Origin of the sequence: Burkholderia sp. S171 (assembly GCF_009766085.1) — a bacterium.
Lineage (GTDB): Bacteria > Pseudomonadota > Gammaproteobacteria > Burkholderiales > Burkholderiaceae > Caballeronia.
Genome location: NZ_LMUF01000028.1, coordinates 64,324 through 86,719, shown reverse-complemented (window position 1 = coordinate 86,719; position 22,396 = coordinate 64,324). Strand labels below are relative to the sequence as shown.

Here is a 22,396-nt window from a genome sequence, read left to right as displayed (position 1 = left end):
GAATCGCAAAGCAATTGGCCTGTACGAAGCTGAACGAGTTCCAGGTGAGGTGTAAGCGCTTGCCATTCGTGCGCCGGAAGCGCGCCCAACAGATGATTGCCGTGCAGGTCTGATTGAAGATTCAGCATGATGTTTTTCTCTCGTGTGCGCTGTGCGCCTTACTTTTTTATTCCGGCCACTCCGTGTCTCGTGATGCATCTGATGGCATCTATCTAAGACACGGAGCGAGCGGCCCCGTAAGCAGCGCTGTCCAAAGTCGTTTGCTTGATGTTGAAAGTCGACCTTGGCTAGTGCTGCACCCCACATATAGCGAGGACCGTGCCAGCGGGCGCAAACCCAATGCCATCATGGAACGTCCGAGGATATGCAGTAGCGCACACTGGGGATGAAAACGTTTTTGATTCACTCTTGAACACTGCACGATCGAATCAGCCCTATCCGTCCGATTAATCGCGCAAACGCTTTCGTCCTTCCAATCCCTTGCTGGTGCAGCATCCGAGTTTCTGTAACACCACTTCAAACCGCTGGTTTGCGGGCGCCAAACCCGGCTTGCATAAGCGTTTGTCGGCCGTTTTAAAAGTGATACAGAAATGTTCTGTCGATTTGGGGCGACCTGGGTGAGGTTTGCCTCTTGCATGGTCTGGAACCGGTGGAGACGCTGGTGGGGCATGATGACACTCACCGTCGGCCGCCTTCTGTCTGGAAAGAACTTGCTTGGCGATCCGTGACACGCCCAACTGAAGTTGCATCAACTTCCAGGCAGCAAATCTCACGATCTAGTTTGACGCACCACCGCCCGTCGCTCCACATCGGCACGGGGAGATCCTCGAACACCTCTACGCACATTGCCCTCGCTACTCGAGGCTTGAGTTACCTCGGGCGGCTGCCCCTCCTCATAACCCGCCGCTCGCCGGCTATCAGCGGAGACGGGCTGGGTCACGATAAACAACGAAGGCCGGCCGAAGGCGCACGCCAATTCCCCTTCGCGTTCGCTCAGCGACCGCCGAACCGCTGCTTCGCGGCGTCGGTCACAGGCGTGTACATGCCCACGAGCGTCCCTTCGGGGTCGCGGAACTGAGCTGCGCGGTTGCCCCACGGCATCATCTTCGGCTCGTGCACCACCGGCACTTCATCTTTCAGCCTCGCGAACTCAGCGTCTACGTCGTCGACCTGGAACTCCACGATCGCGGTGCGATTGGAAGCGGGCTCAGCGCTTCCGTCCTTGAATAACGCCACGGTTTCAGCGGCGCCGATCGCAAGCGTTGCCCCCGGGGTGACGATTTCGGCGAACACAGGCGCCAGCCATTCCGCCTGTTGGCCCGTCACCTTCTCGTAAAAGCTGACGAGGGTTTTGATGTCACGGGCAATAAGCCGCGTGGAAGCGAATTTCATAGCAACCTCCTTTTGCGTGCAGTGGGAAAATTGGACAAGGTGTGATTGCCCTTGTATACACGATACGCTACAGTAGCGTATCGTTTCTTGTCTACCCTATTCTTGCTCATGCGAAAGAAAACCATAGTCACCGAACCAGGCGCGCCGGCTGTTGCCGAGCCTGACATCAAGGCGCTCGACGAAAGGGTCCGCCGCTCGCGGGCGACTGTGCTCGGCGTCACGGCAGAGCTGCTCTTCGAACGCGGTCTTAGTGGCGCGAGCGTCGATGAAATCTCGCGTCGCTCGGGCGTCGCGAAGACCACGATCTATCGGCACTGGCCAACCCGAGCTGACCTGCTGCGCGATGCCTGCTCGACGCTCAGCACACCTCAATACATACCAGACACCGGAAGCTTCGAAAGCGACATCACGGCGCTGATGACAAGTCTCGCGAAGCTGCTGCGGTCAGCCAAATGGACTTCGGTGCTGCCTTCAATCATTGATGCGGCCGAGCGAGACCCCGACATCGCCGATATGTACAGCAAACTTCAACGGGGTTATTCGATGCCTTTTGAAACCGTCATCAAGCGAGCGGTGCGCAAGGGAGAACTGCCGAAGGACACGAATGCTGCCATGCTGATCGCGGTGCTTACGGGCGCGCTTTTTTATCGTCGCTGGTTTTCACGGGAGCCTCTGACAGACGCGTTCGCGAAACAGATCGTCAAGCGAGTCATCCGTGAAACCGGACAGTGACCGTTCGCGACAGGAAGCGCTTGGCTACTGGCAACTTACGCCGGTAGCGATACGCTGCCATTGCCTGCAATTGCGTGATTACGCGTGGATCCGCTCGATCAAGCACCGATGCACATGCATGACCGCCTCGCGCAGGCCGAGCGAACTGGGGAAGCGGCGGCTGATCATTGCGCGCAGGCAATCCGTCGCGATCCTGCCGACGCGCGGCGTGATCTCGCTTGCGCGCTCCCTGCTACGGCGTGCGGTGGGGCGCATGCGCGGGCTTGAGTCCGGTCTGCGCCCGGTATGCTCGCCTATTAGCCATGCGGCTTCTGACCACGGCAAATCGCGCACCGAATCGGCTTGCCGTTCGGCGGCGGCTTACGGGGAGATCGTTAGTTGCGATATGACATCATCCGGTCGCCGTGCATCGATATCGCAAGGCGTCGCGAACTCCGGCATGATGTATGACACTTCAGTGGTGCTCGGCCGCTCGTAAAGGGTTCATAACCCCATCAGCGCGATTGCAGTGTTATAGGTGATCCGTGTGCGCGACCGTCCGCCACTTGAGCCGCCACGCCCACCGGCAACTCCGACCTGAGCACCGGCCTCTCGACCGTCAACCGATATCGACGGGACACTACCCTGCTAGGCTCAGTTTCCGGGTCGAAATCGTGTGGAGTCTGCCACTGCCTTTGAAGCCAAACTTTTCCCGTGCGAACTGTTCTGCGGATTTGTTCAGTGGGGGTTTTCATGGGTCGCTTTACCCGTGACCAAAAATCACGCGCGACTTGCAAGTCGATCTGAAAGGTCGATATTCTGCCGATGATGTGGCAAAACCGTGCGGCGACTTTCTCAACAGCGTCAGCCAAATTGAGCCACTCGCGACCGGGCAATTCAGGTCGCGTTGCAACGTACCGATGACCGCACCGAAGCCCTGCGTGAAACCGTATTGGAACTCCTTAGCGTGAAGGAGCCTCGCAAACGGATAGCTGCCGAGATGTCCGGACTGGGTATTCGTTACGACCTCGGCGAGGGGCATCCGCTGGTCGGCCGTCGCATGCCTGACCTCGACCTGATCACACCTGACGGTCCTATACGTGTCTTTACGCTCATCCATGATGCACGGCCCAGTGCTCTTGAATCTCAGCGCACCCGGCAGCATCGACATCACGCCGTGGTCAAATCGCATTGGGTTGGTTTGCGTCAAATATGACGGTCAATGAGAGCTGCCTGCGCTGGGTTTGGTCTCCGCTCCAACCGCAGTGTTGATCCGACCCGATGGATATGTGGCGTGGGCGGGCGACAGAACGCAGGATGGTCGTCAAGACGCGATGAATATCTGGTTCGGACCACTAAGCCAAGCATGAGGTGGAGTTCTTCTCGGTGATCTGCGACCATAGCGCCAACATCGCTGCAGCGAGGATAGACCCGCAGCCGTGGCCGCGACTCCCGCCGCGCCCGGGCGCCCTCACGCCGCTTCGCTGTCGTCAGTATCGGCATTGACGCTCACCGCCTCCTGGTTCATCGCAGCGGTCGCCAGCGTCGTGGCAAGCTCCGGATGCGCTTGCCTGCGCTCGCTGTAACGGTCGGTCAGGTAATCCGAGCGATCGCGCACGAGCAGCGTGAACTTGTACAGCTCTTCCATTACATCGACGACGCGATCGTAAGAAGCAGATGGTTTCATCCGCCCGTCAGCGTCGAATTCCTGCCAGGCCTTCGCCACCGACGACTGGTTTGGAATGGTCACCATGCGCATCCACCGGCCGAGCACGCGCAGCGCATTCACCGCATTGAACGACTGCGATCCGCCGCATACCTGCATCACAGCGAGCGTGCGGCCTTGTGTCGGACGGACGCCGCCGCTTTCAAGCGGCAGCCAATCGATCTGGTTCTTGAAGACGGCCGTTAGCGTGCCGTGACGCTCCGGGCTGCACCATACCTGCCCTTCCGACCACTCCGACAGTGTGCGCAGTTCTGCCACTTTCGGATGATCGGCGGCAACGCTATCGGTCATTGGCAGGCCGTGCGGATCGAAGACCCGTGTTTCGGCGCCGAAATGGCGCAAGATGCGTTCGGCTTCCAGCGTCAGAAGCCGGCTGTATGACGTGGGGCGCAACGACCCGTAGAGCAGCAGGATCCGCGGCGCATGTTGCGATACGGCGCGCGGCTCGAGCTTGCGCAGATCCGGCCTATCGAGGTGCGTCGCGCTGACGTTGGGAAGATCCTGTGTCATTCGCGGACCCTGTGTCCTTCGCTATCGATGACAGGTTCGCCGTCCTCTTTGGCAAAAGCGCCTTTTTGCGCCGTAGGCAGGATGTCGAGAACGACCTCGGAGGGCCGGCATAGGCGCACGCCAAGCGGTGTGACGACCAGCGGGCGATTGATGAGAATCGGGTGTTCGAGCATTGCGACGAGCAATTGCTCGTCGCCTACTGACGGATCGCCCAGGCCTAGATCGGCGTAAGGCGTGCCCTTTTCACGCAGCGCAGCGCGTACCGTGAAACCGGCACGGACGATCAAATCTTCCAGCGTGCTTTTGCTCGGCGGCGTCTTCAGGTATTCGATGATCTCCGGCTCAATGCCCGCGTTGCGGATCATGGCCAGCGTGTTGCGCGACGTGCCGCAATCCGGGTTGTGATAGATCGTGACGCTCATACGCGTTGTCCTTTGATGTTGTGTTTTGCTTCGTACCAATGCTGCGATCGATTGACCACACCGACGACCAGCAGCATCACCGGCACCTCGATCAGCACACCGACCACGGTGGCCAGCGCCGCGCCCGAATGGAAGCCGAACAGGCTAATGGCCGTAGCTACCGAGAGTTCAAAGAAATTGCTCGCACCAATCAAACTCGAGGGCCCCGCGACGCAGTGCGCGACGCCAAGCCGGCGATTCAAGAGATAGGCGAGGCCGGAATTGAAAAACACCTGAATGAGGATCGGCACCGCCAGCATCGCGATCACCAGCGGTTCCTTGACGATCGCCTGTCCCTGGAAAGCGAAGAGCAGTACTAACGTTGCGAGCAATGCGCAGATCGAATAGGGGCCAAGACGTGCGACGGTCTTCCGAAAATGCGCCTCCCCCTTCGCCATCAACATTCGGCGCAGTAGCTGGGCGAGCGCCACCGGAATGATGATGTAAAGGCCGACCGAAATAATCAGCGTATCCCACGGCACGGTAATGGCCGACAGACCCAGCAGAAGAGCGACAAGCGGCGCGAAGGCCACGATCATGATGGCGTCATTTAGCGCCACTTGCGATAACGTGAAATTCGGATCGCCCTTGCAGAGCTGCGACCAGACAAACACCATCGCTGTACAGGGGGCTGCTGCCAACAGAATGAGACCGGCGACATAGCTGTCGAGTTGGTCGGCTGGAAGCCACGGCGCGAATATATGCCGGATGAAAATCCAGCCGAGCAACGCCATCGAGAACGGTTTGACGAACCAGTTCACAAATAGCGTGACGCCAATGCCCCGCCACTGACTCTTGACTTGCGTCATCGCGGCGAAATCGATCTTGACCAGCATGGGGACAATCATTACCCAGATGAGCACACCGACCGGAAGATTGACCTGCGCCACTTCCATGCGTCCGATAGCCTGGAAGAGCTGCGGAAGCACCTTCCCGAACAGAATGCCGCCCACGATACAAAGCGCAACCCAGACCGTCAGGTAACGTTCAAAAAAACCAATCTCCGGCCGTGCTCCGCCGATCGCTCTGTCAGCGCTACTCATTTGATTCCCCTACAGGCCTTTCTCCAATCGCACGTATTTCCGACATGCATGTGCTTCATGGTGCATCCCCGCAGCAGTTGGGAATGTCGCTCGCGGCGCAAGTCGCGCTGGCGCAGCAGTTCTCTGTCAGGAAGCCGATCAGGCCCGTCATCGCGTCGAAATTCGCGGTGTAGATGATGAAGCGGCTTTCCTGCCGTGGCTTCACCAGGTCTGCATGTGACAAATCCTTGAGGTGAAATGACAGACTTGAAGGGGAAAGCCCGAGCTGCTTCGCGATTTCACCAGCGGCCATGCCGTCCGTCCCGGCGACGACCAGCATGCGGAAGATCGCGAGGCGCGATTCATGGGCGAGCGCGCTCAGGGCGCGTACAACGAGATTTGAGTCCATGCCGGAAGCATAGACTATTCAATTCGATATTTCAAGTATTGTTGAAATAATTTAGTTGTGCAATTTGTGGCGCAAGCCAGTGCAAGTTTATATGACGGGAGATCGAACGATTTGAGCGACTGTAAAGCACCAGGAATCTCGCGGCAGGGCTCTATTCTCAAGCGTAATTCGTTATCCTACGGATATCCAAGGTCGTCACAAGATTAGGTTTGCAATCGGGATTGCATCGCGGCTTTTAACCGACACTTCAAGCAATCCATAGTACTGCTGGTGACATAAGTATTCCTGATCATATGGGCCTCGCTCGATCGCTGATCTTTCGACCCGGCCGATGTGATCACGACAATCGGCTAGTTGCTTAGGTACACGGCAACGCATCATTTGATTCCGGGTGAATGGTTTAACGCCCTCGCACACATGGCCATGCGAACTTTTTAACCTACACCGTCTCCTCGCATGGCGACACTCAAGATGCGCGCGTTTCCCGTCTCTCACCCGCCGTTTAGCGCATCCCGGGCAATCCATCCATTAACTGGACCGTCGGGTAATCCTGCACTAATTTTTCGAAACCACGGACAACATCCGCTTCCATTTCCCGGATACCCTTCTCCCCATGCAAATTAGATTTGCCCGTCGCGTTGAATCGACGATTGAAGAAGTCGCTCACCTCGTCAATTTTTTCGGGGCTGTGCGAGTCGGTATAGAGGACCGATCGGGGCGACGCGGCATCGTAGAACAGGTTGTGCTTCCACTTGGGTACGAACGACACCGGTTTCGACTCGGTGATTAAAAACGAGCCGATAAGTTGTAGCCGATCTTTCTTCCCCTTCGGGGTCACAAACGTCCATACCTTGCGAGGAAGACGCTCCTTCAATTGTTCGAGCACGGCTCCATCAGACCCGAGCGTACCAATACGTCCTTCCTTCATATCGAGCGCAAAGTCTCTCCAGTGATAGAAAATATCCACGTTTCTCCTAGCTATTAATCAATACGATACAGGGTCTCTCGCGGAGATATCCGACGGAGAATTTTCCAACCCATTCTAACGTCCACGACCGCATTCGTTTCGCATACCTGCTTCGGCCAATAACGGATGCCCTTTTCGCCCTCCCCTATTGCAGTCGTTCGATGACGAGAGCCAGCGCAAACCGGCATCTTCGTGTTCCTGGACTGCGCAGTTAGACGCGCAAGCGCTAGCGCTAGCGCGAAAGCTTGCCGCTCTCCTACCGCCGTGAAGTGCGCCTCTATCTAAGCAAACGAGTTGATCGCGCCCCAGTGTGACGGGTGACGCTGTTCTGAATCGACGCTACCAGGACTCGTGCCGCCAGTTGTTCACGGAGATAGATATAACCTTCGAGCAGAAACCCAAAGAGTAACGGTTTAGCCAGATACGCTACACCGGCCGCATCCCTGCTGTATTTCAGTTTTTCGTGGCGCTTGCCCTTCTCGCTGCGGACCTCGGGATAGCGACATAAATCAGCAGCCTGCAGGCACATCAGGGCGATGTACGAGCCGAATTCACGCGCCCGAACACAAATTGTCCGAGGTACCAAACCAGGTCTGCGTTCGCAAGGATTTCCGCCTCCGTTACGGTCGAGGCCTCAAGTTTCATGCGCCGGAGCATGAGTTTGCCTTGGCTTGACGTGATCCATGCGCGCACCAGATCTTTGCGGGTTTTTAAGTCAGCGGAATTAAAGTGTTCGCGTCCTCTAAGCGATTCTTCGTTCATGCGTGCACGGCCTTCCTCCTCACGCGACGCCATGGTGCGTGCGACCGAACTCCGGGTTTCATTCTTGGCGACCTCTACCGCTGTTTCGTCGGTAAGCAACTTGGCCTGAACGTCGACCATCGTCCGTTCGGCTTCGGACATTTTCCAGTTATCGCGGAGCGCTCTCATTAGGTAGCCAGCTGGACTCTTTTTCACCTGTCCGCGATTAATCTTGAATCGCGTGTATTCGACAGCTTGCTGGATGTGTGTGTCGGTCCAGACCTCTCGGTTCTCGGAAATCTCGGTGAACTGTTTGGTCGACAAGTTGAACTCATCCTTGAGAATCTTGTACAGGTGGCTGGCGTCAGCCAAGCTGGCCAAGACTGCGTCGGCGGTATCCTTGCGCTTGAGCAGAAACCTTATACGGTCGATTTTTTTCGACGTACTCGACTCGGTCCTGGTTTCATAAGTTAGATCGATATCCGATACCTCATTGATCTCACGCACTGCCGGCTCAAGCCAGTCGCGTTTGAAGTATTTGAAGATAGCCGCGTTTGCACCCATTTTCCCGGGCCAATTTCGCATGTCTTCAAGCGGTATCCATTCCGTCCGGCCATCGGGGACACTCGGCAGTATCTGGTCATAAATCGCGCGCGCCAGACTGCGCGTAAAAGCCGTCGAAATGCGCAGGCTCAGCCAGTGAGACTTTTTCGGGTCACGGATATGCGGGACTAATCGAGGATGCACATCGAATCGGACCCGCCCTCTGTGGAACCCCACCATCCCCAGCAGTTGGACTGAGACCCAAAGGTCGTCTTCATTGGGCTCGCGGTCGAGCGGTGTATCCGTCACCTGGATTTTCGCGTCCTGCGCTTCCTCTGCGATTGTGCGCAGGTGCTTGAGATTGCGGCTGTCATAGCGCATCAGCCACTTGAAGTAGTTCAATTCGACATCGTACTGATCCCGTGCCTCTTGCTCCTGTGCGACGATGAAATAGGCAGCGTCAAGAAATCGCCGCGCCGGCAGCCCCATGTTGACGATTTGGGTGAAAAAATTGTTCCGCTGGTAGCCGATTTCCCGGCTGGCTTCACTGATGGGCATGCCTAGGTCGAACAGGTCCTCGAACAGCGCGAGCGCCATCTGGCGAGGTGTTACCCTCGACTTGCCTGCTTCAGGATTGTCCGCCGCCATAAGCTCGTCAGCTGATCGTTTGAATTGTTTGCGAATGTAGCATGCGTGGGTGAGCTGTCAACACATACAACCTCACCCTCCTCCCGCCGGATCAGGCTATCTGCCCAAGCGTTGCCGGTTGCGCACATTTAACCTCACCTTGGCACAATTAACCTCACCACGTTGAGCCTGCGCCCGGTAGTCTAGCCTTGTGGGGGCCGCTTGAAGCGATGCCTTCCCGTTCCTGCACAGCCAACCTCACCTTTCCTAAAACGGCTCTTTGTTGCACATCAAACCTCACCTTGGTGTGGAAAAAACCTCACTCTAGCGACACAACGAACCTCACTTCTATGCACAGCCAGCCTCACCTTGGACACAATGAATCTCACCTTTACGGGGTTAAGTCATTGAAAATAAAGGAAGTCGCAAGTCCCTGCTGGTGGGTGAGTTGGTTTACTTCTTTAAAAAAACATACCAACAAGTCTCCAATAGATCGAGATATGAGCTGCGAACAGGGGTGAGGTTGATTGTGCAATCGGAGTCGAAACCGATGGTGGAACAGACGACTGGGCAAAATTATCGATTCAGTTGTTGGCGCGCTGACTGTTTTTCCTCAATCAGGCATTTGAAGGGTCGAAAGCGCACGACCGATGGTGAGGTTGATTGTGCGGGTTTACTCCCGGGGTTCTTTCCAAACCTGCTTACGGCTGGTCTTCCCTGGTATTTGGCTATGAAGGTGAGGTTCATTGTGCAGCATCAACGCGATCGAACAACTTGGGCGTAATAGCAGCACAATCGACCTCACCTTGAGGTGTGGTTAGTGCCTGCAGATCAACTAACGGGGCATGCAACACACAATAGCGGAACCGTATCGCGATAGTTCGGAAAAGAAGCTGATGGTTTTACGCTGTGCGAAGCGTCTGAGAACATGGCGAAAGAGACACCGTCGAGTCCTTTTCAGGGAATATCGCTATAGTAAACAACGATTTATAGCGCAATTGCCAAGTCTTTCCTGTATTCTGAGGTTAATTAAAATTTCCGGAAAAACCTCAGAATGGTGAAAACGAGTCAACTTCCTGCTGTAGACCGAACTGTCCATCTTGAGCAGATCAGCCAGTTTGCTGAAAAGGTCTCGATTTTCACAGACGAACTGCGCGACACTATTCTCGCTCCACGGCCAAGAAAGGCCGCACCTGTCTTTAAAACAGGGGAGATTGCCGAGATGTGCAATATCGCGCACTCTCAGGTTCAATACTTGGCCACCAAGAGTGACGGAGAGTTGCCGTCGGGCACCGCAGCGGGCACTGGCCGGACCCGAATCTTTACTCTAGAGGAAGCGCGCGTCTGGGTCCAGAAGGTCTCCGATATCTATCAAACTCCGCTCGTTACCGGGACGCGTGAGCCTGAAGGGAAAATCATCATCACGGCCCAGTTAAAGGGCGGATCGGCCAAGACGACGACAACCATGTGCTTGGCGCAAGGATTGACGTTGCGTGGGCGCAAGGTGCTGGTGATCGACCTCGACCCGCAAGCATCGCTTTCCGAGCTTTGCGGTCTTTATGCGGAAAAGGATGTGACGCCGGACGACACAATTCTTCCTTACATCTACGATCAGGACATCGAAGGTGGACTGGAAGCGAGAGTTCAGTCGACGTATTGGGACGGTCTTGATGTGATCCCGGCTCACACTGAATTGATTGGTGCAGAGTTTCACCTGCCCGCGATGCAGAAGATGAGACCTGGCTTTCGGTTCTGGACGGTGCTGCGACAGGGTTTAGAGCCGCTGCGCAAGCGATATGACTATATCCTCATGGACACGTCGCCCTCTCTGTCGTACCTCAATCTGAATGCGCTACTTGCGGCAGACGCAATGGTGATGCCAATGGTCCCTGAGAATCTTGACTTCATTAGCTCATTGTCGTTTTGGCGCCTGTTTTCTGATGTGTCGAAGAGCTTCATGAAGTACGAGACTGACAAGAAATACGATTTTATTTCGCTGCTGCTTTCGAGAGTCGATTATGGGCGTACTTCGTCAGCACCCATTGTTCGTGCATGGGCACAAAGCGCCTACGAGAGTTGGTTGCACTCAATTGAAGTGCCGGCGAGTTCTGTCATGAGTACGGGAGCGCTTGCGTTCTCAACGGTGTTCGACGTCAGCAGTACCCACAGCGCGTCCAAGTCGCTGCAGCGGGTTAGACAGCCGCTTGTCGATTACTGTCGTTGGATAGATGAAATCTATGCGGAAAAATGGAGGAACGCGTCATGAGCAACATGCGTGAACAATTGCTGGCCAAGACAGCAGGCATTCGGGCGACTTCGTCTATCAACGGAGACGAAGTGAAACGCAGTACTCGAACGCAAACGGCACCGGGCCTTGCCGGGGCATTGGCGGTTGCACAACTCCGTGTGCAAGAACTCGAGTCCACCGGCGCCGCGTCGCGATTGGCTGTATCCGATGTTGTGCCGAATCCCTGGCAGCCGCGTCGCGTATTTAATGAAGCAAAGCTGTCGGAACTGGCCGAATCCATTCGTGAAGTCGGGCTGATGCAACCTATCGTGGTCCGCCGGTTCGAGGAAATCTATCAAATCGTGGCGGGCGAACGTCGATGGCGCGCGCACGTGATGTTGGGGCTGGACACGATAAACGCTGTTGTTGTCGCGTGTTCCGACGCAGACATGGCGGTGTTGGCCTTGGTGGAAAACGTCAGCCGTGACGACTTGTCCGACTATGAGGTCGCTACGTCTATAAGGCGTACGGAAAAGGAGTTTCCCGACCGGAAGCGAATGGCCGAGGCACTGGGTATGTCTCGTAGCGGGCTCTATCAGTTTCTGTCGTTCGAGAACCTGCCGAACTTCATCAGGAAGGACCTGGATATCCAGCCACGGCTACTTGGTGGGACCGCGGCTCAGGCGATTGTTACGGCGATCAAAAAGCACGGCGAGAGCGGTATGAACGCAGCTGTGGAACTTTGGCCCTTGGTTGTGAAGGGCGATATGGACCAAGGGAAAGTGGCTGCGGCGATTAAGGCGTTGGCAACTCGCCAAGCAACAACCGTCAACTCAGCGAGCGAGCGGAGTATCGACAAGTTCTTTTCTGGCAGGGAACACGCGGGCTCCATTACCAAGGATGTCAGTGGTATCACGGTGAAGATCAAGTCCGGCGTGCTGACCAACGCGCAAGAGACGCAGATCAGGGAGCTTATAAGCCAGATGTTTCACGCTCAGCCTAAAGCAAGTTGAGGAACGTTGAACGCGACGAAGCCCGCCATGTGCGGGCTTTTTTTGTGCTGTTTTCTAGCGTGTCTAGAGTCTAGACAGAGTCGGACGCCGGGGTGTTCAGGATCGATTTCGCAGATATAGGAACGTCTAGAGTCTAGACACGATTCCTGTCGCGGCGGCACTGGCATCGCGCGAACGGGGAGGTAGCATCGCGCGGGGGTAGAGGGTGATCGAACGGTGCTATCAGCTACGGCGGTAGCCGAGGGTCTGACACAGGGCGATGGTGGGATTAGCCGTGCGTATCGGCGAGTGTGGTTGTGGGTAAGCCGCGCCGTTTGTAGCGCGACACTGTCTCTGTCCGTTGTCGATTTGGGGGCGCGCGAGAGCCATACGAAGGCTGAAAAATATCTCCGATGCGAGTGTGGCAATCAGGTCCTCCCAGCTCACAAAATACCCGGTCACGTCCGCAGAAAACATCGCATGGCGCAGAAAACACTAGAGCAAGCGGTCGTGCCAGCAACAACAGCGATACACAACATTGGTCACTTCACAAAGAAGATGCGAGGTACTGCGTGTCTTCACGGCGATGGCGGCGAAAGTAATCGGGCTAGCCAGAGATGACCGCGATGAGGCATCTTCACAAAGACTAATTTGCCTTTCGATTGCTCCGGGCCTTTCTGGACCGTAGGGGGAATCCGTGACGGTGAGGGTGCCCTGCGCAAATTCTTACGGGCCGGGCTTGCTGCGGAATTTAGGGGGCCAGGGACGAAGATGGCACAAATAGCCGCGTTCGTTTCCCGACGAAAATTCTGGCCGCTGGTTTCAAGTTCGACACCAAACGTTTTCGCGAACGTGCCGTTGGTTCGTGTCAGTTGCTTCTGAAATCATGCCGCTGTTGATTCCTATACCCAGCACTTCGCCGACCGCCTTTGTCGCCTTCCGCCCAGCGCGTCCGCCGACCGACAGGCTGGACCAATCGCTAAGCTATGAAAGCGCTCCTGTAGCGCGTGTCTAGACTCTAGACACGTATCGTCTCGTTGGCGTCGCGCACATCTTCGCTTAAAGGGTCTCCGGACCTTCGCCCCCGTATAAGTGTTGTGGCTCTGCTCGCTGTTGAGGTCTCGCGGACATCCTGATCTGGCGAAATTGAAATCGCTTTACCACTGACACCAAGTTCTCGGCCTACGTCCCGAGTTGCGCTTTGCGGTGAATTTTCAGTTTCAGATGAAGTTGGTCGGCATTGATGAGTCGCTTTTCGAACGCGGCGAGAATGGTAGCAGCACGAGTCCTATCGCTGGTGTAGTTCGCCTAGCTCAACTCTGCGCAAGCTCTTGCAAAGCTAAGCGATGCAAATCCCACACGCCAAACCACGTTGCGTCACTGCGCGGTAGACCGTTTTCTGCGACGGCCGGACGGCACGACGGCCCGCAATATCGAGGCATATAGGTATCGCAGACACGACACGAAACCTCGCGTCTGCGATTTCGTAGCGGCATTGTAAAAAATAAACACGCAACTAACGGTCGATCGCAAAGGCGTATCCAACAAACACCTTCCATGCTCAGCATTCAATGGCGGAAAAGGGCTACTACTTGTCATAAGTAAGCCGTTTGATTCGAGTGCTGTGTAAACATACAGCCTGCGAGGAAGCCATGGAACAGTGGGTACGCGTGCGAAATGAACAGGATCGCCAGTTGTTAAAGTGGCTAATTGAGGACTTCGGCGAGGCGACAATTGTGAAGGCTGCGCACGCGTGCGTTAAGGATGACGCCAAACCTTACCTATCGACCGTTTGCCGGCAGCTAGGGGTATCGGCTCAGCGACTCTCAGCCGGCTGCTCTGTCCCGGGCGTGGTAGGCGAACAGCATCTCCAAGCGATCTACCACATCCTGCAGCGGCCGCGCACCCATCCTCGAGCGGGAGTGTGAATCGACACCCTCGCCGGCAGTCCCGCAACGAACACGGATCTTCCGTAATCAGGTAGCCCCGCTAAGCCTAAGCCATGAAGCGCGGCGACCGCCGGGGCAGACCCTGTCGCAAAGTCGACTCCGACAATCTTGATCTGCGAGAACTCGCCGTGCCGTTCGGCAATACGGGCTACGTCCCTCTGTTCGAAATCGAAATCGAAATCGAAGGCGAGGGGACCGTGACGGTTCTCGCCATCCGACATCAACGCGAGGATGACTACCACTAAGGATGACGTGCGCTCGGGTCCCGTGGATCATAGAGGCAGCGTGCATGAAACACTGCAGTGCGCCGCAAGACCCCTGCAATTCAATAGGGCAGGCGGCTGCTCATCTCGGCGGATCGTCACGCGACGCTGCAGTACCGCTCGATGGAGCGCGTGTTCGCGCCATCGGCACAAGCCCGATAAATCCTTGGGCATCAACCGAAAACGCTCAGTAGTTCGCTGACGGCCAGGGACGACGAGCTCTAACGCCCGCACTGGGAGGCGATGTCGACTTTTGCATCGCATTTTGGCGACGCAGACTGTATGCCCAAGCGCTATGCCATTCTGCATAGTCGTGAAACAATCAACATCAAAATGGTAATGCCCGAAAGCCAAGCCCAGCATAGGGAAGGGGGGCTAAATGCTAAAATGTTTCACGCCTCTTTGAAATCTTCTTAAGGTCGACGCGATTCGAACGGAGATTTCTTCGATCATTGACCAAAATCATCGATTTCACCGGTTGCTTGTATCGATTGAGTCCTAATACGTATCAGCCGCTACGTTAAGAAGTCAAACGCCGTATCCCTGTAATCGCGCGCCATGCAGGCGTCGAATGGGTTACGGCACCATGGAAGGAGTCTCCGGTACGCTTTCTATAGCGACCGCGTTGTAAGCCTGAGCTTCACAGAACAGGCCGTTGTCACCGAGTTGCCGAGATTGCTCGATGAGTCTCTGCCAGCTAGGCGCAATAACTCGACAACGTTCAAGCTGGTCTCGCGCAGGGCAGGCCGGCTCAACCAGTTACCAGTAAGCGGCCTGGCATCACGCATCGAGTCACCTGAACCTCGGATCTCCGCCGCAGCCGAAAATCAGTATGCGGAAAACGGCGGCTAGCTACTCGCAGCCGAGCTCGCAGCCGATAGACACCAAGGCAGAAGAGGGCGCCGTTCCCGTAAAACCGCGCTACCTCTCCCCGGCGGTGCGGTATCCTCCGAACCTGACAGGTACATTGGCTGTCTTTCGCTTAAATAGGAGAACGCGAATATGAACAAACAGGAACTCATCGATGCAGTGGCGAGCGAAGTGGGCATCGCGAAATCGGCCGCAGCAGAAACGATCGACGCATTTTTGGCGACCGTGACGAACGCGGTGGTCAAGGGCGATGCGGTTCAACTCATCGGATTCGGATCTTTCAGCACGGGAGCGCGTGCGGCCCGGACTGGTCGCAATCCGAAGACCGGCGAGGCGCTTCAGATCGCCGCGTCGACGACGGTCAAATTCACCGCTGGCAAAGCGTTCAAGGACGCAGTGAACCAGTAGGGCGTTGAACACGCTTTCCGCCTGCGCAGGTTGCAGGCGGTTGAATGAGTTCGGCCTGACGGTGCACTACCGTCAGCATCGCAAGTTCGATTTTTAAGCGCGTGATACTGTGGAAACAAAACTCCGCAGCCTGATACAACACCTTGCTGGGCAAACTTAAATAACGACGAAGACGACGGCTTAGTCAGGCGCCGCCATGCAGTCCATTTCACTTTTTTGCGACGAAGAGCGTTTCTGAAAAAAGGGCACTTGGACGACCAAGGTCGAATAAAGCCCAGCAACCGGATGCGCTCTTTCACGTTCTTTTCGCCAGGCGTCGACACCCCAGAAAGGATTTGCACGATGGCCAAGATCTCTGCAGGAGTGGGTCCGCAATTCCCGCAAGTCGTCGTTCTGTTCGGCGCCACAGGCGATCTGGCGCGACGCAAGCTCTTGCCAGGCTTGTTCCATCTGTCGAGCGCTGGATTCATTCCGGGCTGCAAGATCATTGCTGTCGCACTCGACAACATTCACATTGACGACTTTCGTCGCACGGCGCGAGAAGCGCTCGATGAGTTTTCTTCTCGAAAGGTCGCCCAGCGGGAGTGGGACACTTTCGCCGCCAATCTCGACTATCTGCCGCTGACCGCAGGCGCGGAGGCGCTCAAGGCGGCGGTGCTGAACGCCGAGCTGAGCTTCGATGGCGAGTGCCGGCGGCTGCATTACCTGAGCGTCCCCCCTAACGCTGCACTCTCCGCAGTGGGCATGCTCAAGGAAGCGGGCCTCGTGGAACGCTCACGGATCATCATGGAGAAGCCGTTCGGAACGGATCTGGCGACTTCTGTTTCGTTGAATGCCCGGCTGCACGAAGTCTTCGAAGAAGAGCAGATCTTCCGCATCGATCATTTTCTGGGGAAGGAGCCCGCCCAGAACATTCTCGCTTTCCGCTTCGCGAACGGTTTGTTCGAGCCGATCTGGAACCGCAACTTCATCGACCACGTTCAGATCGACGTGCCTGAAACGTTGAGCCTCGGCAAGCGTGCCGGTTTCTATGAGCAAACTGGCGCATTTCGCGACATGGTCGTCACGCACCTGTTTCAGATTCTCGCGTTCATGGCGATGGAGCCACCGACGTCGCTGGAACCTTCTCCCATTAGCGAGGAAAAGAACAAGGTCTTCCGCAGCATGCTGCCGATACAGCCAACCGATGTCGTCCGGGGGCAGTACACCGGTTATCGATCCGAGGAAGGGGTCAGTCCGGAATCAGAAACGGAAACATTCATTGCGTTGAAATGTTCGATCGATAACTGGCGCTGGGCCGGCGTTCCGTTCTATCTGCGCACAGGAAAGCGGCTTGCCGAGGGGCAACGCATTATTTCCATCGCGTTTCGCGAGCCGCCGAAGAGCATGTTTCCGGCGGGATCTGGCGTCGGTTCGCAAGGACCGGACCATCTGACATTCGACCTGGCGGATGCATCGAAGATGTCGCTTTCGTTCTACGGCAAACGCCCGGGCCCCGGGATGCGGCTGGACAAACTGAGCTTGCAGTTCGCCATGCGCGATACCGGTCTGATTGGCGACGTACTGGAAGCCTACGAGCGATTGATCCTCGATGCCATGCGCGGAGACCGTACGCTCTTTACTACTGCTGAGGGCATCGAGCGGCTGTGGGAAGTATCGACGGCCTTGCTCGAATCCCCACCTCCTGTTCGCTTCTACGCGCCGGGCTCGTGGGGGCCAAATGCCATCCATCAACTCGTCGCACCCCGGGCGTGGCGGCTTCCGTTCGAGCGAGCGTGGCGGGATCCGAACGCCCTGGGTAGTTGACTCGGTTTGATGCTAGAGATAACTCGTGCTCTTATAACTCGCCGATGAAATTCCTGGCGGGCGACCGTCGTTGTCAGCGCTATGACGCCATCCGAGGCGTGTTGAGTCAATCAGCAGTACGCAATGATTGCAGTACGCGCTCGTTCATTCGGTATAGCGCAAACCATTAGCGCATAACGAAATCCGTGAGTGTCACCGGTTTTGATTGAGGAGGATTGATACCGTTCTCCGCCAGCGAACCGATCAAAGCCCTCATCGCCCTGTGTGTCGAGCCTGAATTAACCATCACCATTAGCGCCGCGATCGTTTCGTACGCAGTGTAGGTTTGCTTCGAACCGCCTCTACCGAATTTTGCGCCGCCGCTGTGATCCACTTTTTGAACGCAATGACCGCGTCATCGTCGCCGCGATCAGTGTTCACGACCAACGTGTAATCGGGGCCGCGCGATGCGGGCTCTGATATTGGACACACGAGACGCCCCGTTGCGATCTCGCGCTCAATGAGTGGCAGCGATGCCAACGTCACGCCGAGGCCTTCAGCCGCTGCGCCCAATTGGAGAAAAACATGATCGAAGTCGAGATGGTGGGCACCCTGCAGGCCGGGCGCGCCAGCCTCCCGCAACCAATCGGACCAGGCTGTGCGCGTGCTCGTGGAGTGAAGGAGCGTGTGATTTCGCAAGTCGGCGACGGCCCTGATAGGGTGGCTCGACAATACCGCTGGACTACAAGCGGGCAGGCGCAAGTCGGGCATCAGCGTGGTTGACGTGAGGCCCGCTGCGTCCTCGGGTCCCGAGCGCACGCCGACGTCGAATGCATCACCGACATAGCGCAACTTGCGTGAAGTTGTGGAGAGCCGCACATCAATATCCGGGTAGCGAACCTGGAAATCTGCCAGGCGCGGTATTAGCCAGCACAAAGCAAAGCTCGCCGGCGCATTGACGCGCACGACACCCGTTATGCGACGCGTAATGGATTCGTGGCGCAGCCGGGTGACCGAACTGCTCAGGCGCCCAAATGCACCTTTGACATCATTAAGCAGCGCAGCGCCTTCGTCAGTAGGAACGACACCGCGTGGGCGGCGCTCAAAGAGCGGAACCCCGAACCAGTCTTCGAGCAATCGAATTTGTTTGCCGACCGCCCAGTGCGTGACGTGCAGATCGCTTGCCGCAGCCGCGAAACTCCCCAGGCGGGCGGCCGCCTCGAAGTGCCGCAACGCATTTAACGGGGGCAACGTTTCCGCGTCTTTCCCCGTGGGTTTCTCTGTGCCCATATGGTGACTTTTTCTCCCGTCTGACCCAATTTTACGTCGATTGTGGCACGTTCTTGACGGACCTAGACTGTGGGTGTCCTGTAACGAACCCTTGAGCGGTCGCCAAAGCCTGCGCTTCTGCGACTCAGTTGAACCATGAGACTTTTCTCTTTCTCCTCCCCAGCGACTGACGTAGCCGACGGACCTGGTCAGTCGGGCTCCGTTTCACGCACGCGCGTATTGTGGCTCTCGTGCATGGCGCACGCGCTGCACGACGGATACACCGACATGATCTACGCCTTGCTGCCTGTTTGGCAGGCGGACTTTGGACTCAGTTACGGTGCCCTGGCTATTTTGCGCGGTGTCTATGCGGGCACGATGGCGACGCTGCAATTGCCCGCTGGACGCCTCGCCCGCATTTTGGGCACACGCGCGACGCTTGCGTTCGGCACGCTTTTAGCCGCACTGGGCTATGAGATCGCCGGCATGTCTGGAAGTCTGCTGGGCTTGTGTGTCGCACTCGCCATTTCGGGAAGCGGCTCAAGCACGCAACATCCCCTGGCTTCTGGAGCAGTCTCGCGCGTGTATGGACGCAATGCTCGAGGGCCACTGAGCATCTACAATTTTTCAGGCGACCTCGGAAAATCTGCGCTTCCGGCGGCTATCTCGCTTCTGATTACCGTCATGCCGTGGCGCCATGCGCTGTGGGCCGTGTCGACCATTGGCGTTTTAGTGGCGGCAGTGATTGCACTTTTTCTCCCGTCGGTTCCGAGGTGCGAGTCTTCCATAGAGGAAACGTCGAGTCAGGACAGCAGCGGATCGCGATCGGGCTTTTCACTGCTGTTCACCATTGGCGTGCTCGACACAGCCGTGCGCATGGGGTTATTGACCTTCCTGCCATTTCTCTTGAAAACGAAAGGCATCTCGCAACCGATGATGGGCACGGCGCTCGCGCTCGTCTTCATCGGTGGCGCCGCCGGCAAGTTTATTTGTGGCTGGCTCGGCGTGCGCATGGGCGTAATCGGAACCGTGCTCGCAACTGAAGGCGGTACGGCGGCGTTGATTCTTGCCGTGATTTTTCTGCCCCTGGTACCCGCTATGATCGTGTTGCCGCTGCTTGGCGCGATGCTCAACGGCACATCGTCCGTCCTTTACGGTACGGTCGCCGAACTGACTCCGGTCGAGCGTACCGAGCGAGCGTTTGCGCTCTTTTATACCGGCACTATCGCTTCGGGTGCACTCTCGCCGGTGGCTTATGGTTTTCTGGGCGATCGAATCGGCGTACATGGTGCCACTATCGCGACAGCGGCCACGGCGCTGGCCATTCTCCCACTGGCGCTTGCCCTTCGTCCGCATCTGCGCGCGACGTGAGCTGAGTCGAACGCGTTCGATACACGTCTATCTGACCGCAAGCCCGTTGGTCAGATACGGATTAATAGGTATGCTAACGGATTGAACCTTCTGGTACGTGCGGTGCTCACAATGGCGCGCACTGAAACAGGGTAGAGAGCGTAACGCATCGGAGTGGGCGGGGCCGGTACCGGCGCGTAGAAAAGGCGCTCGTCGATGCGATCCTCTACGGCCGAAGACCGCATCCAAATCAGGCTCGCCAAATCGTAAAGCCGCAGTGCTGCGGCTGGATCCGTTTATCGGTAGCGGAGAAAATTATCGAGCCTCAATTGTCGAGTTCGCTCACGACGATGCGGCCGAACCGGATCGGCGTCGGCCGCTCGATCCAGTGGTGCAATCGAACTGGAATCGAGCCGGCAGATGCGCGAATCTACTTACCCGGGGAAATCGGCGCTCACGGTGGTGGCTTCCCATGCGGCGATCTCCGCGCGCAGAGCGTCCAACTTGCTTTTGACACGCTCAAGCCCGTTGCTGCCCAGGATCAGATGGCCCGGCGGAGTGGGCGACTGCACTGCAGCGATGATAGCCAGGGCCGCACGCGCCGGGTCGCCTGGCTGCTTGCCACTACTGGCCGAGATGGTCGCGCGGCGCTTGCCAGCGCCCGCCTCGTAGGCCTCAATCGGCTTCTTGGCTTGCTTTAGCGAACGTCCAGCCCAATCGGTACGGAACGGTCCGGGCTCAACCGCCGTAACCTTGATTCCGAAATCGGCCGTCTCGGCGGCCAACGCTTCGCTCAGGCCTTCCACTGCGAACTTGCTGGCGGCATAGTAACCACTCCCCGGATTGCCGATCAGACCGCCCACGGACGTGATGTTGACGATGTGCCCGGCACGCTGTGCCCGCATCGCGGGTAACACGGCCTTGATGGTATCGGCCACGCCGAAGAAGTTGACCTCGAACATATCGCGTACGTCCTGATCGTCTCCTTCCTCGATGGCGCTCAGGTAGCCATAGCCGGCATTGTTGACCAACACGTCAATACGACCGAATTCTTGCAGGGTTTTTTCAACCGCGTGCTTGATCTGACCGGGCTGGGTTACGTCGAGTTCGAGCACCAGCGCGCGGCCATCGTAGCGCTCGTCAAATTCTGCCAGAGCGCCGGGTTGACGGGCCGTTACGACGGCGCGCCAGCCTTTATCAAGGACAGCGAGTGCGAGCTCCCGGCCGAATCCGGTGGAACAGCCGGTAATAAACCATACGGGTGCGGACGAGGGAGTGGAAGCGGATGGCATGAGGGTCCTTTTGACGAGAGCCGCGCAGCAGCTAAACCACACGGTTGAGGTAGCGGAACAAAAAGTATCGCATGTTAGAGCGCGCCGCGTGGTTGGCCGCTCGCCTGCATGTCATCGCTCCGATGACCTTTCAAACAACTTATTCCGAGTTCCGATCGATAGTCCCCGTGTTACCCGCTCAGTCTCAGTCCGGCCTCTGCTCCACGATGCCAACGGTCATTGGCTTAGCTGACGATGAACTGATAGTCGATGAGAATGCGGCGATTGGCATCCAGGATAAAGACGTTGCGGCCAGCGGCGACCGCGGCGTCGCCTGCACCAGGAACCATGTTCCAGTCCACCATGACTGCATCCTGCAGGGCGTGGACGGCGCTCACCTTGAAACGATGGCCGCCATCGCGGACATTCTTCTCATGCGAGCCTGGGACACGCTGCTCCAGCCCACCGGTCAACGCACTGCGTCTCATGCTTCATCCACGAGCCATGGCGCCGCGGATCGTCAACCTTTCCGAGTGGCGCGCGCATGTGATCACCGTCCTGCGCCAGCAGATCGAAGCCAGGGCGGAGCCCGGCGTGCAGGCGTTACTCGCGGAGATCCTGGCTTATCCGCAGGTGGTTGCGGGAGCGGTTGCGGATGTCGCTGACGGCCCGCGGCGTTTTGCTACGCCGCTCAAGATCGCAACGAATGAGGGTGTTCTATCGTTCCTTAACACTACTACGGTATTTGGTACGCCTACCGACATCACGCTTTCCGAACTGGCGCTTGAAATGCTTTTTCCCGCAGACCCCGAGACCATCGCGATCGTGAGCAAGCTTACCGCGGACAAATCAGCGGCGAGCTCTTTGGAAACTGATCAGTGATACGACCAGCGAGGTTTTCAA

20 protein-coding genes and 2 pseudogenes are annotated in these 22,396 nt (G+C 57.1%); 11 read left to right on the top strand and 11 right to left on the bottom strand.

All coding sequences use genetic code 11. The features are described 5' to 3' along the window. Together GSQ93_RS38080 and GSQ93_RS13845 are read right to left on the bottom strand one after the other, a co-directional pair. Positions 1-128, bottom strand: a pseudogene (locus GSQ93_RS38080) (Crp/Fnr family transcriptional regulator); the annotation flags it as partial. 865 nt (positions 129-993) lie between these two features. After that, positions 994-1,392: a VOC family protein gene (locus GSQ93_RS13845; protein WP_158936256.1), complete on the bottom strand. Its 399-nt coding sequence runs from the start codon at positions 1,390-1,392 to the stop codon at positions 994-996. 108 nt (positions 1,393-1,500) lie between these two features. Between GSQ93_RS13845 and GSQ93_RS13840 the strand changes: the two genes are divergently transcribed. The 4 genes from GSQ93_RS13840 to GSQ93_RS38675 all read left to right on the top strand — a co-directional run bounded on the left by GSQ93_RS13840 (position 1,501) and on the right by GSQ93_RS38675 (position 3,473). Next, positions 1,501-2,124 (top strand): TetR/AcrR family transcriptional regulator, encoded by a 624-nt coding sequence (locus tag GSQ93_RS13840; RefSeq protein WP_158936255.1) that lies wholly within the window; start codon positions 1,501-1,503, stop codon positions 2,122-2,124. Next, a complete protein-coding gene (locus GSQ93_RS13835) occupies positions 2,108-2,602 on the top strand; it encodes a hypothetical protein (RefSeq protein ID WP_158936254.1) in 495 nt (164 codons plus the stop codon). Before GSQ93_RS13840 ends, GSQ93_RS13835 begins: the two co-directional genes overlap by 17 nt. A gap of 408 nt (positions 2,603-3,010) precedes the next feature. Next, positions 3,011-3,319, top strand: coding sequence for a hypothetical protein (locus tag GSQ93_RS13830; protein ID WP_254073873.1), 309 nt, complete (start codon positions 3,011-3,013; stop codon positions 3,317-3,319). A gap of 49 nt (positions 3,320-3,368) precedes the next feature. Next, positions 3,369-3,473: a hypothetical protein gene (locus tag GSQ93_RS38675; RefSeq protein ID WP_367889754.1), complete on the top strand. Its 105-nt coding sequence runs from the start codon at positions 3,369-3,371 to the stop codon at positions 3,471-3,473. A 101-nt stretch (positions 3,474-3,574) separates the two neighbouring features. Here GSQ93_RS38675 and arsH read toward each other — a convergent pair whose 3' ends face one another. The 6 genes from arsH to GSQ93_RS13800 form a co-directional block, all read right to left on the bottom strand. After that, positions 3,575-4,339, bottom strand: coding sequence for an arsenical resistance protein ArsH (arsH, locus tag GSQ93_RS13825; protein ID WP_158936253.1), 765 nt, complete (start codon positions 4,337-4,339; stop codon positions 3,575-3,577). After that, the gene (gene arsC / locus GSQ93_RS13820) at positions 4,336-4,761 is read right to left on the bottom strand and encodes an arsenate reductase (glutaredoxin) (RefSeq protein WP_158936252.1); all 426 of its coding nucleotides are present in this window, start codon (positions 4,759-4,761) and stop codon (positions 4,336-4,338) included. The genes arsH and arsC overlap by 4 nt, the downstream gene beginning before the upstream one ends. Continuing rightward, a complete protein-coding gene (gene arsB, locus GSQ93_RS13815; RefSeq protein ID WP_158936251.1) occupies positions 4,758-5,843 on the bottom strand; it encodes an ACR3 family arsenite efflux transporter in 1,086 nt (361 codons plus the stop codon). Before arsB ends, arsC begins: the two co-directional genes overlap by 4 nt. Before the next feature lie 55 nt (positions 5,844-5,898). Further along, entirely contained in the window at positions 5,899-6,231 is a 333-nt protein-coding gene (locus GSQ93_RS13810; RefSeq protein ID WP_158936250.1) for a helix-turn-helix transcriptional regulator, read from the bottom strand. Positions 6,232-6,733: 502 nt separating this feature from the next. After that, entirely contained in the window at positions 6,734-7,198 is a 465-nt protein-coding gene (locus tag GSQ93_RS13805; protein ID WP_158936249.1) for a hypothetical protein, read from the bottom strand. Positions 7,199-7,726: 528 nt separating this feature from the next. After that, the gene (locus GSQ93_RS13800; RefSeq protein ID WP_158936248.1) at positions 7,727-9,130 is read right to left on the bottom strand and encodes a replication initiation protein; all 1,404 of its coding nucleotides are present in this window, start codon (positions 9,128-9,130) and stop codon (positions 7,727-7,729) included. Between the two features lie 1,033 nt (positions 9,131-10,163). Between GSQ93_RS13800 and GSQ93_RS13795 the strand changes: the two genes are divergently transcribed. The 5 genes and pseudogenes from GSQ93_RS13795 to zwf all read left to right on the top strand — a co-directional run bounded on the left by GSQ93_RS13795 (position 10,164) and on the right by zwf (position 17,624). Then, positions 10,164-11,375 (top strand): ParA family protein, encoded by a 1,212-nt coding sequence (locus GSQ93_RS13795; protein WP_174254618.1) that lies wholly within the window; start codon positions 10,164-10,166, stop codon positions 11,373-11,375. Continuing rightward, positions 11,372-12,349, top strand: coding sequence for a ParB/RepB/Spo0J family partition protein (locus tag GSQ93_RS13790; protein WP_158936247.1), 978 nt, complete (start codon positions 11,372-11,374; stop codon positions 12,347-12,349). Before GSQ93_RS13795 ends, GSQ93_RS13790 begins: the two co-directional genes overlap by 4 nt. 2,011 nt (positions 12,350-14,360) lie before the next feature. Further along, positions 14,361-14,522: pseudogene (locus GSQ93_RS13785) on the top strand (type II toxin-antitoxin system RelE/ParE family toxin); the annotation flags it as partial. Positions 14,523-15,542: 1,020 nt separating this feature from the next. Further along, positions 15,543-15,818, top strand: a complete 276-nt coding sequence (locus GSQ93_RS13780) for an HU family DNA-binding protein (RefSeq protein ID WP_158936245.1) — start codon at positions 15,543-15,545, stop codon at positions 15,816-15,818. 342 nt (positions 15,819-16,160) lie between these two features. Continuing rightward, on the top strand, positions 16,161-17,624 hold the full coding sequence (gene zwf, locus GSQ93_RS13775; protein WP_158936244.1) for a glucose-6-phosphate dehydrogenase: 1,464 nt from the start codon (positions 16,161-16,163) through the stop codon (positions 17,622-17,624). A 291-nt stretch (positions 17,625-17,915) separates the two neighbouring features. On the opposite strand, the gene GSQ93_RS13770 is transcribed toward zwf, so the two are convergent. Continuing rightward, a complete protein-coding gene (locus GSQ93_RS13770) occupies positions 17,916-18,893 on the bottom strand; it encodes a LysR substrate-binding domain-containing protein (RefSeq protein WP_158936243.1) in 978 nt (325 codons plus the stop codon). Between the two features lie 234 nt (positions 18,894-19,127). On the opposite strand from GSQ93_RS13770, the gene GSQ93_RS13765 reads away from it, so the two are divergent. Beyond that, positions 19,128-20,243: an MFS transporter gene (locus tag GSQ93_RS13765; RefSeq protein ID WP_254073874.1), complete on the top strand. Its 1,116-nt coding sequence runs from the start codon at positions 19,128-19,130 to the stop codon at positions 20,241-20,243. A 413-nt stretch (positions 20,244-20,656) separates the two neighbouring features. Here GSQ93_RS13765 and GSQ93_RS13760 read toward each other — a convergent pair whose 3' ends face one another. Further along, positions 20,657-21,514 carry an oxidoreductase gene (locus GSQ93_RS13760; protein WP_158936241.1) on the bottom strand — a complete coding sequence of 286 codons (858 nt, stop codon included), beginning with the start codon at positions 21,512-21,514 and terminating at the stop codon, positions 20,657-20,659. Positions 21,515-21,738: 224 nt separating this feature from the next. Then, positions 21,739-21,981, bottom strand: coding sequence for a hypothetical protein (locus GSQ93_RS13755; protein WP_158936240.1), 243 nt, complete (start codon positions 21,979-21,981; stop codon positions 21,739-21,741). On the opposite strand from GSQ93_RS13755, the gene GSQ93_RS13750 reads away from it, so the two are divergent. Further along, positions 21,980-22,375 carry a hypothetical protein gene (locus tag GSQ93_RS13750; protein WP_158936239.1) on the top strand — a complete coding sequence of 132 codons (396 nt, stop codon included), beginning with the start codon at positions 21,980-21,982 and terminating at the stop codon, positions 22,373-22,375. The two genes, GSQ93_RS13755 and GSQ93_RS13750, sit on opposite strands and share 2 nt — an antisense overlap. Positions 22,376-22,396: the final 21 nt, after the last annotated feature.

What these genes read in the sequence shown, in the direction of transcription:
- GSQ93_RS13795 (WP_174254618.1), top strand. Translation starts at nt 10,164, where the DNA reads ATGGTGAAAACGAGTCAACTTCCTGCTGTAGACCGAACTGTCCATCTT.
- GSQ93_RS13750 (WP_158936239.1), top strand. Translation starts at nt 21,980, where the DNA reads ATGCTTCATCCACGAGCCATGGCGCCGCGGATCGTCAACCTTTCCGAG.
- GSQ93_RS13755 (WP_158936240.1), bottom strand. Translation starts at nt 21,981, where the DNA reads ATGAGACGCAGTGCGTTGACCGGTGGGCTGGAGCAGCGTGTCCCAGGC.
- GSQ93_RS13760 (WP_158936241.1), bottom strand. Translation starts at nt 21,514, where the DNA reads ATGCCATCCGCTTCCACTCCCTCGTCCGCACCCGTATGGTTTATTACC.
- GSQ93_RS13770 (WP_158936243.1), bottom strand. Translation starts at nt 18,893, where the DNA reads ATGGGCACAGAGAAACCCACGGGGAAAGACGCGGAAACGTTGCCCCCG.
- GSQ93_RS13800 (WP_158936248.1), bottom strand. Translation starts at nt 9,130, where the DNA reads ATGGCGGCGGACAATCCTGAAGCAGGCAAGTCGAGGGTAACACCTCGC.
- zwf (WP_158936244.1), top strand. Translation starts at nt 16,161, where the DNA reads ATGGCCAAGATCTCTGCAGGAGTGGGTCCGCAATTCCCGCAAGTCGTC.
- arsB (WP_158936251.1), bottom strand. Translation starts at nt 5,843, where the DNA reads ATGAGTAGCGCTGACAGAGCGATCGGCGGAGCACGGCCGGAGATTGGT.
- GSQ93_RS13780 (WP_158936245.1), top strand. Translation starts at nt 15,543, where the DNA reads ATGAACAAACAGGAACTCATCGATGCAGTGGCGAGCGAAGTGGGCATC.
- GSQ93_RS13840 (WP_158936255.1), top strand. Translation starts at nt 1,501, where the DNA reads ATGCGAAAGAAAACCATAGTCACCGAACCAGGCGCGCCGGCTGTTGCC.
- arsH (WP_158936253.1), bottom strand. Translation starts at nt 4,339, where the DNA reads ATGACACAGGATCTTCCCAACGTCAGCGCGACGCACCTCGATAGGCCG.
- GSQ93_RS13790 (WP_158936247.1), top strand. Translation starts at nt 11,372, where the DNA reads ATGAGCAACATGCGTGAACAATTGCTGGCCAAGACAGCAGGCATTCGG.
- arsC (WP_158936252.1), bottom strand. Translation starts at nt 4,761, where the DNA reads ATGAGCGTCACGATCTATCACAACCCGGATTGCGGCACGTCGCGCAAC.
- GSQ93_RS13810 (WP_158936250.1), bottom strand. Translation starts at nt 6,231, where the DNA reads ATGGACTCAAATCTCGTTGTACGCGCCCTGAGCGCGCTCGCCCATGAA.
- GSQ93_RS13845 (WP_158936256.1), bottom strand. Translation starts at nt 1,392, where the DNA reads ATGAAATTCGCTTCCACGCGGCTTATTGCCCGTGACATCAAAACCCTC.
- GSQ93_RS13765 (WP_254073874.1), top strand. Translation starts at nt 19,128, where the DNA reads ATGGCGCACGCGCTGCACGACGGATACACCGACATGATCTACGCCTTG.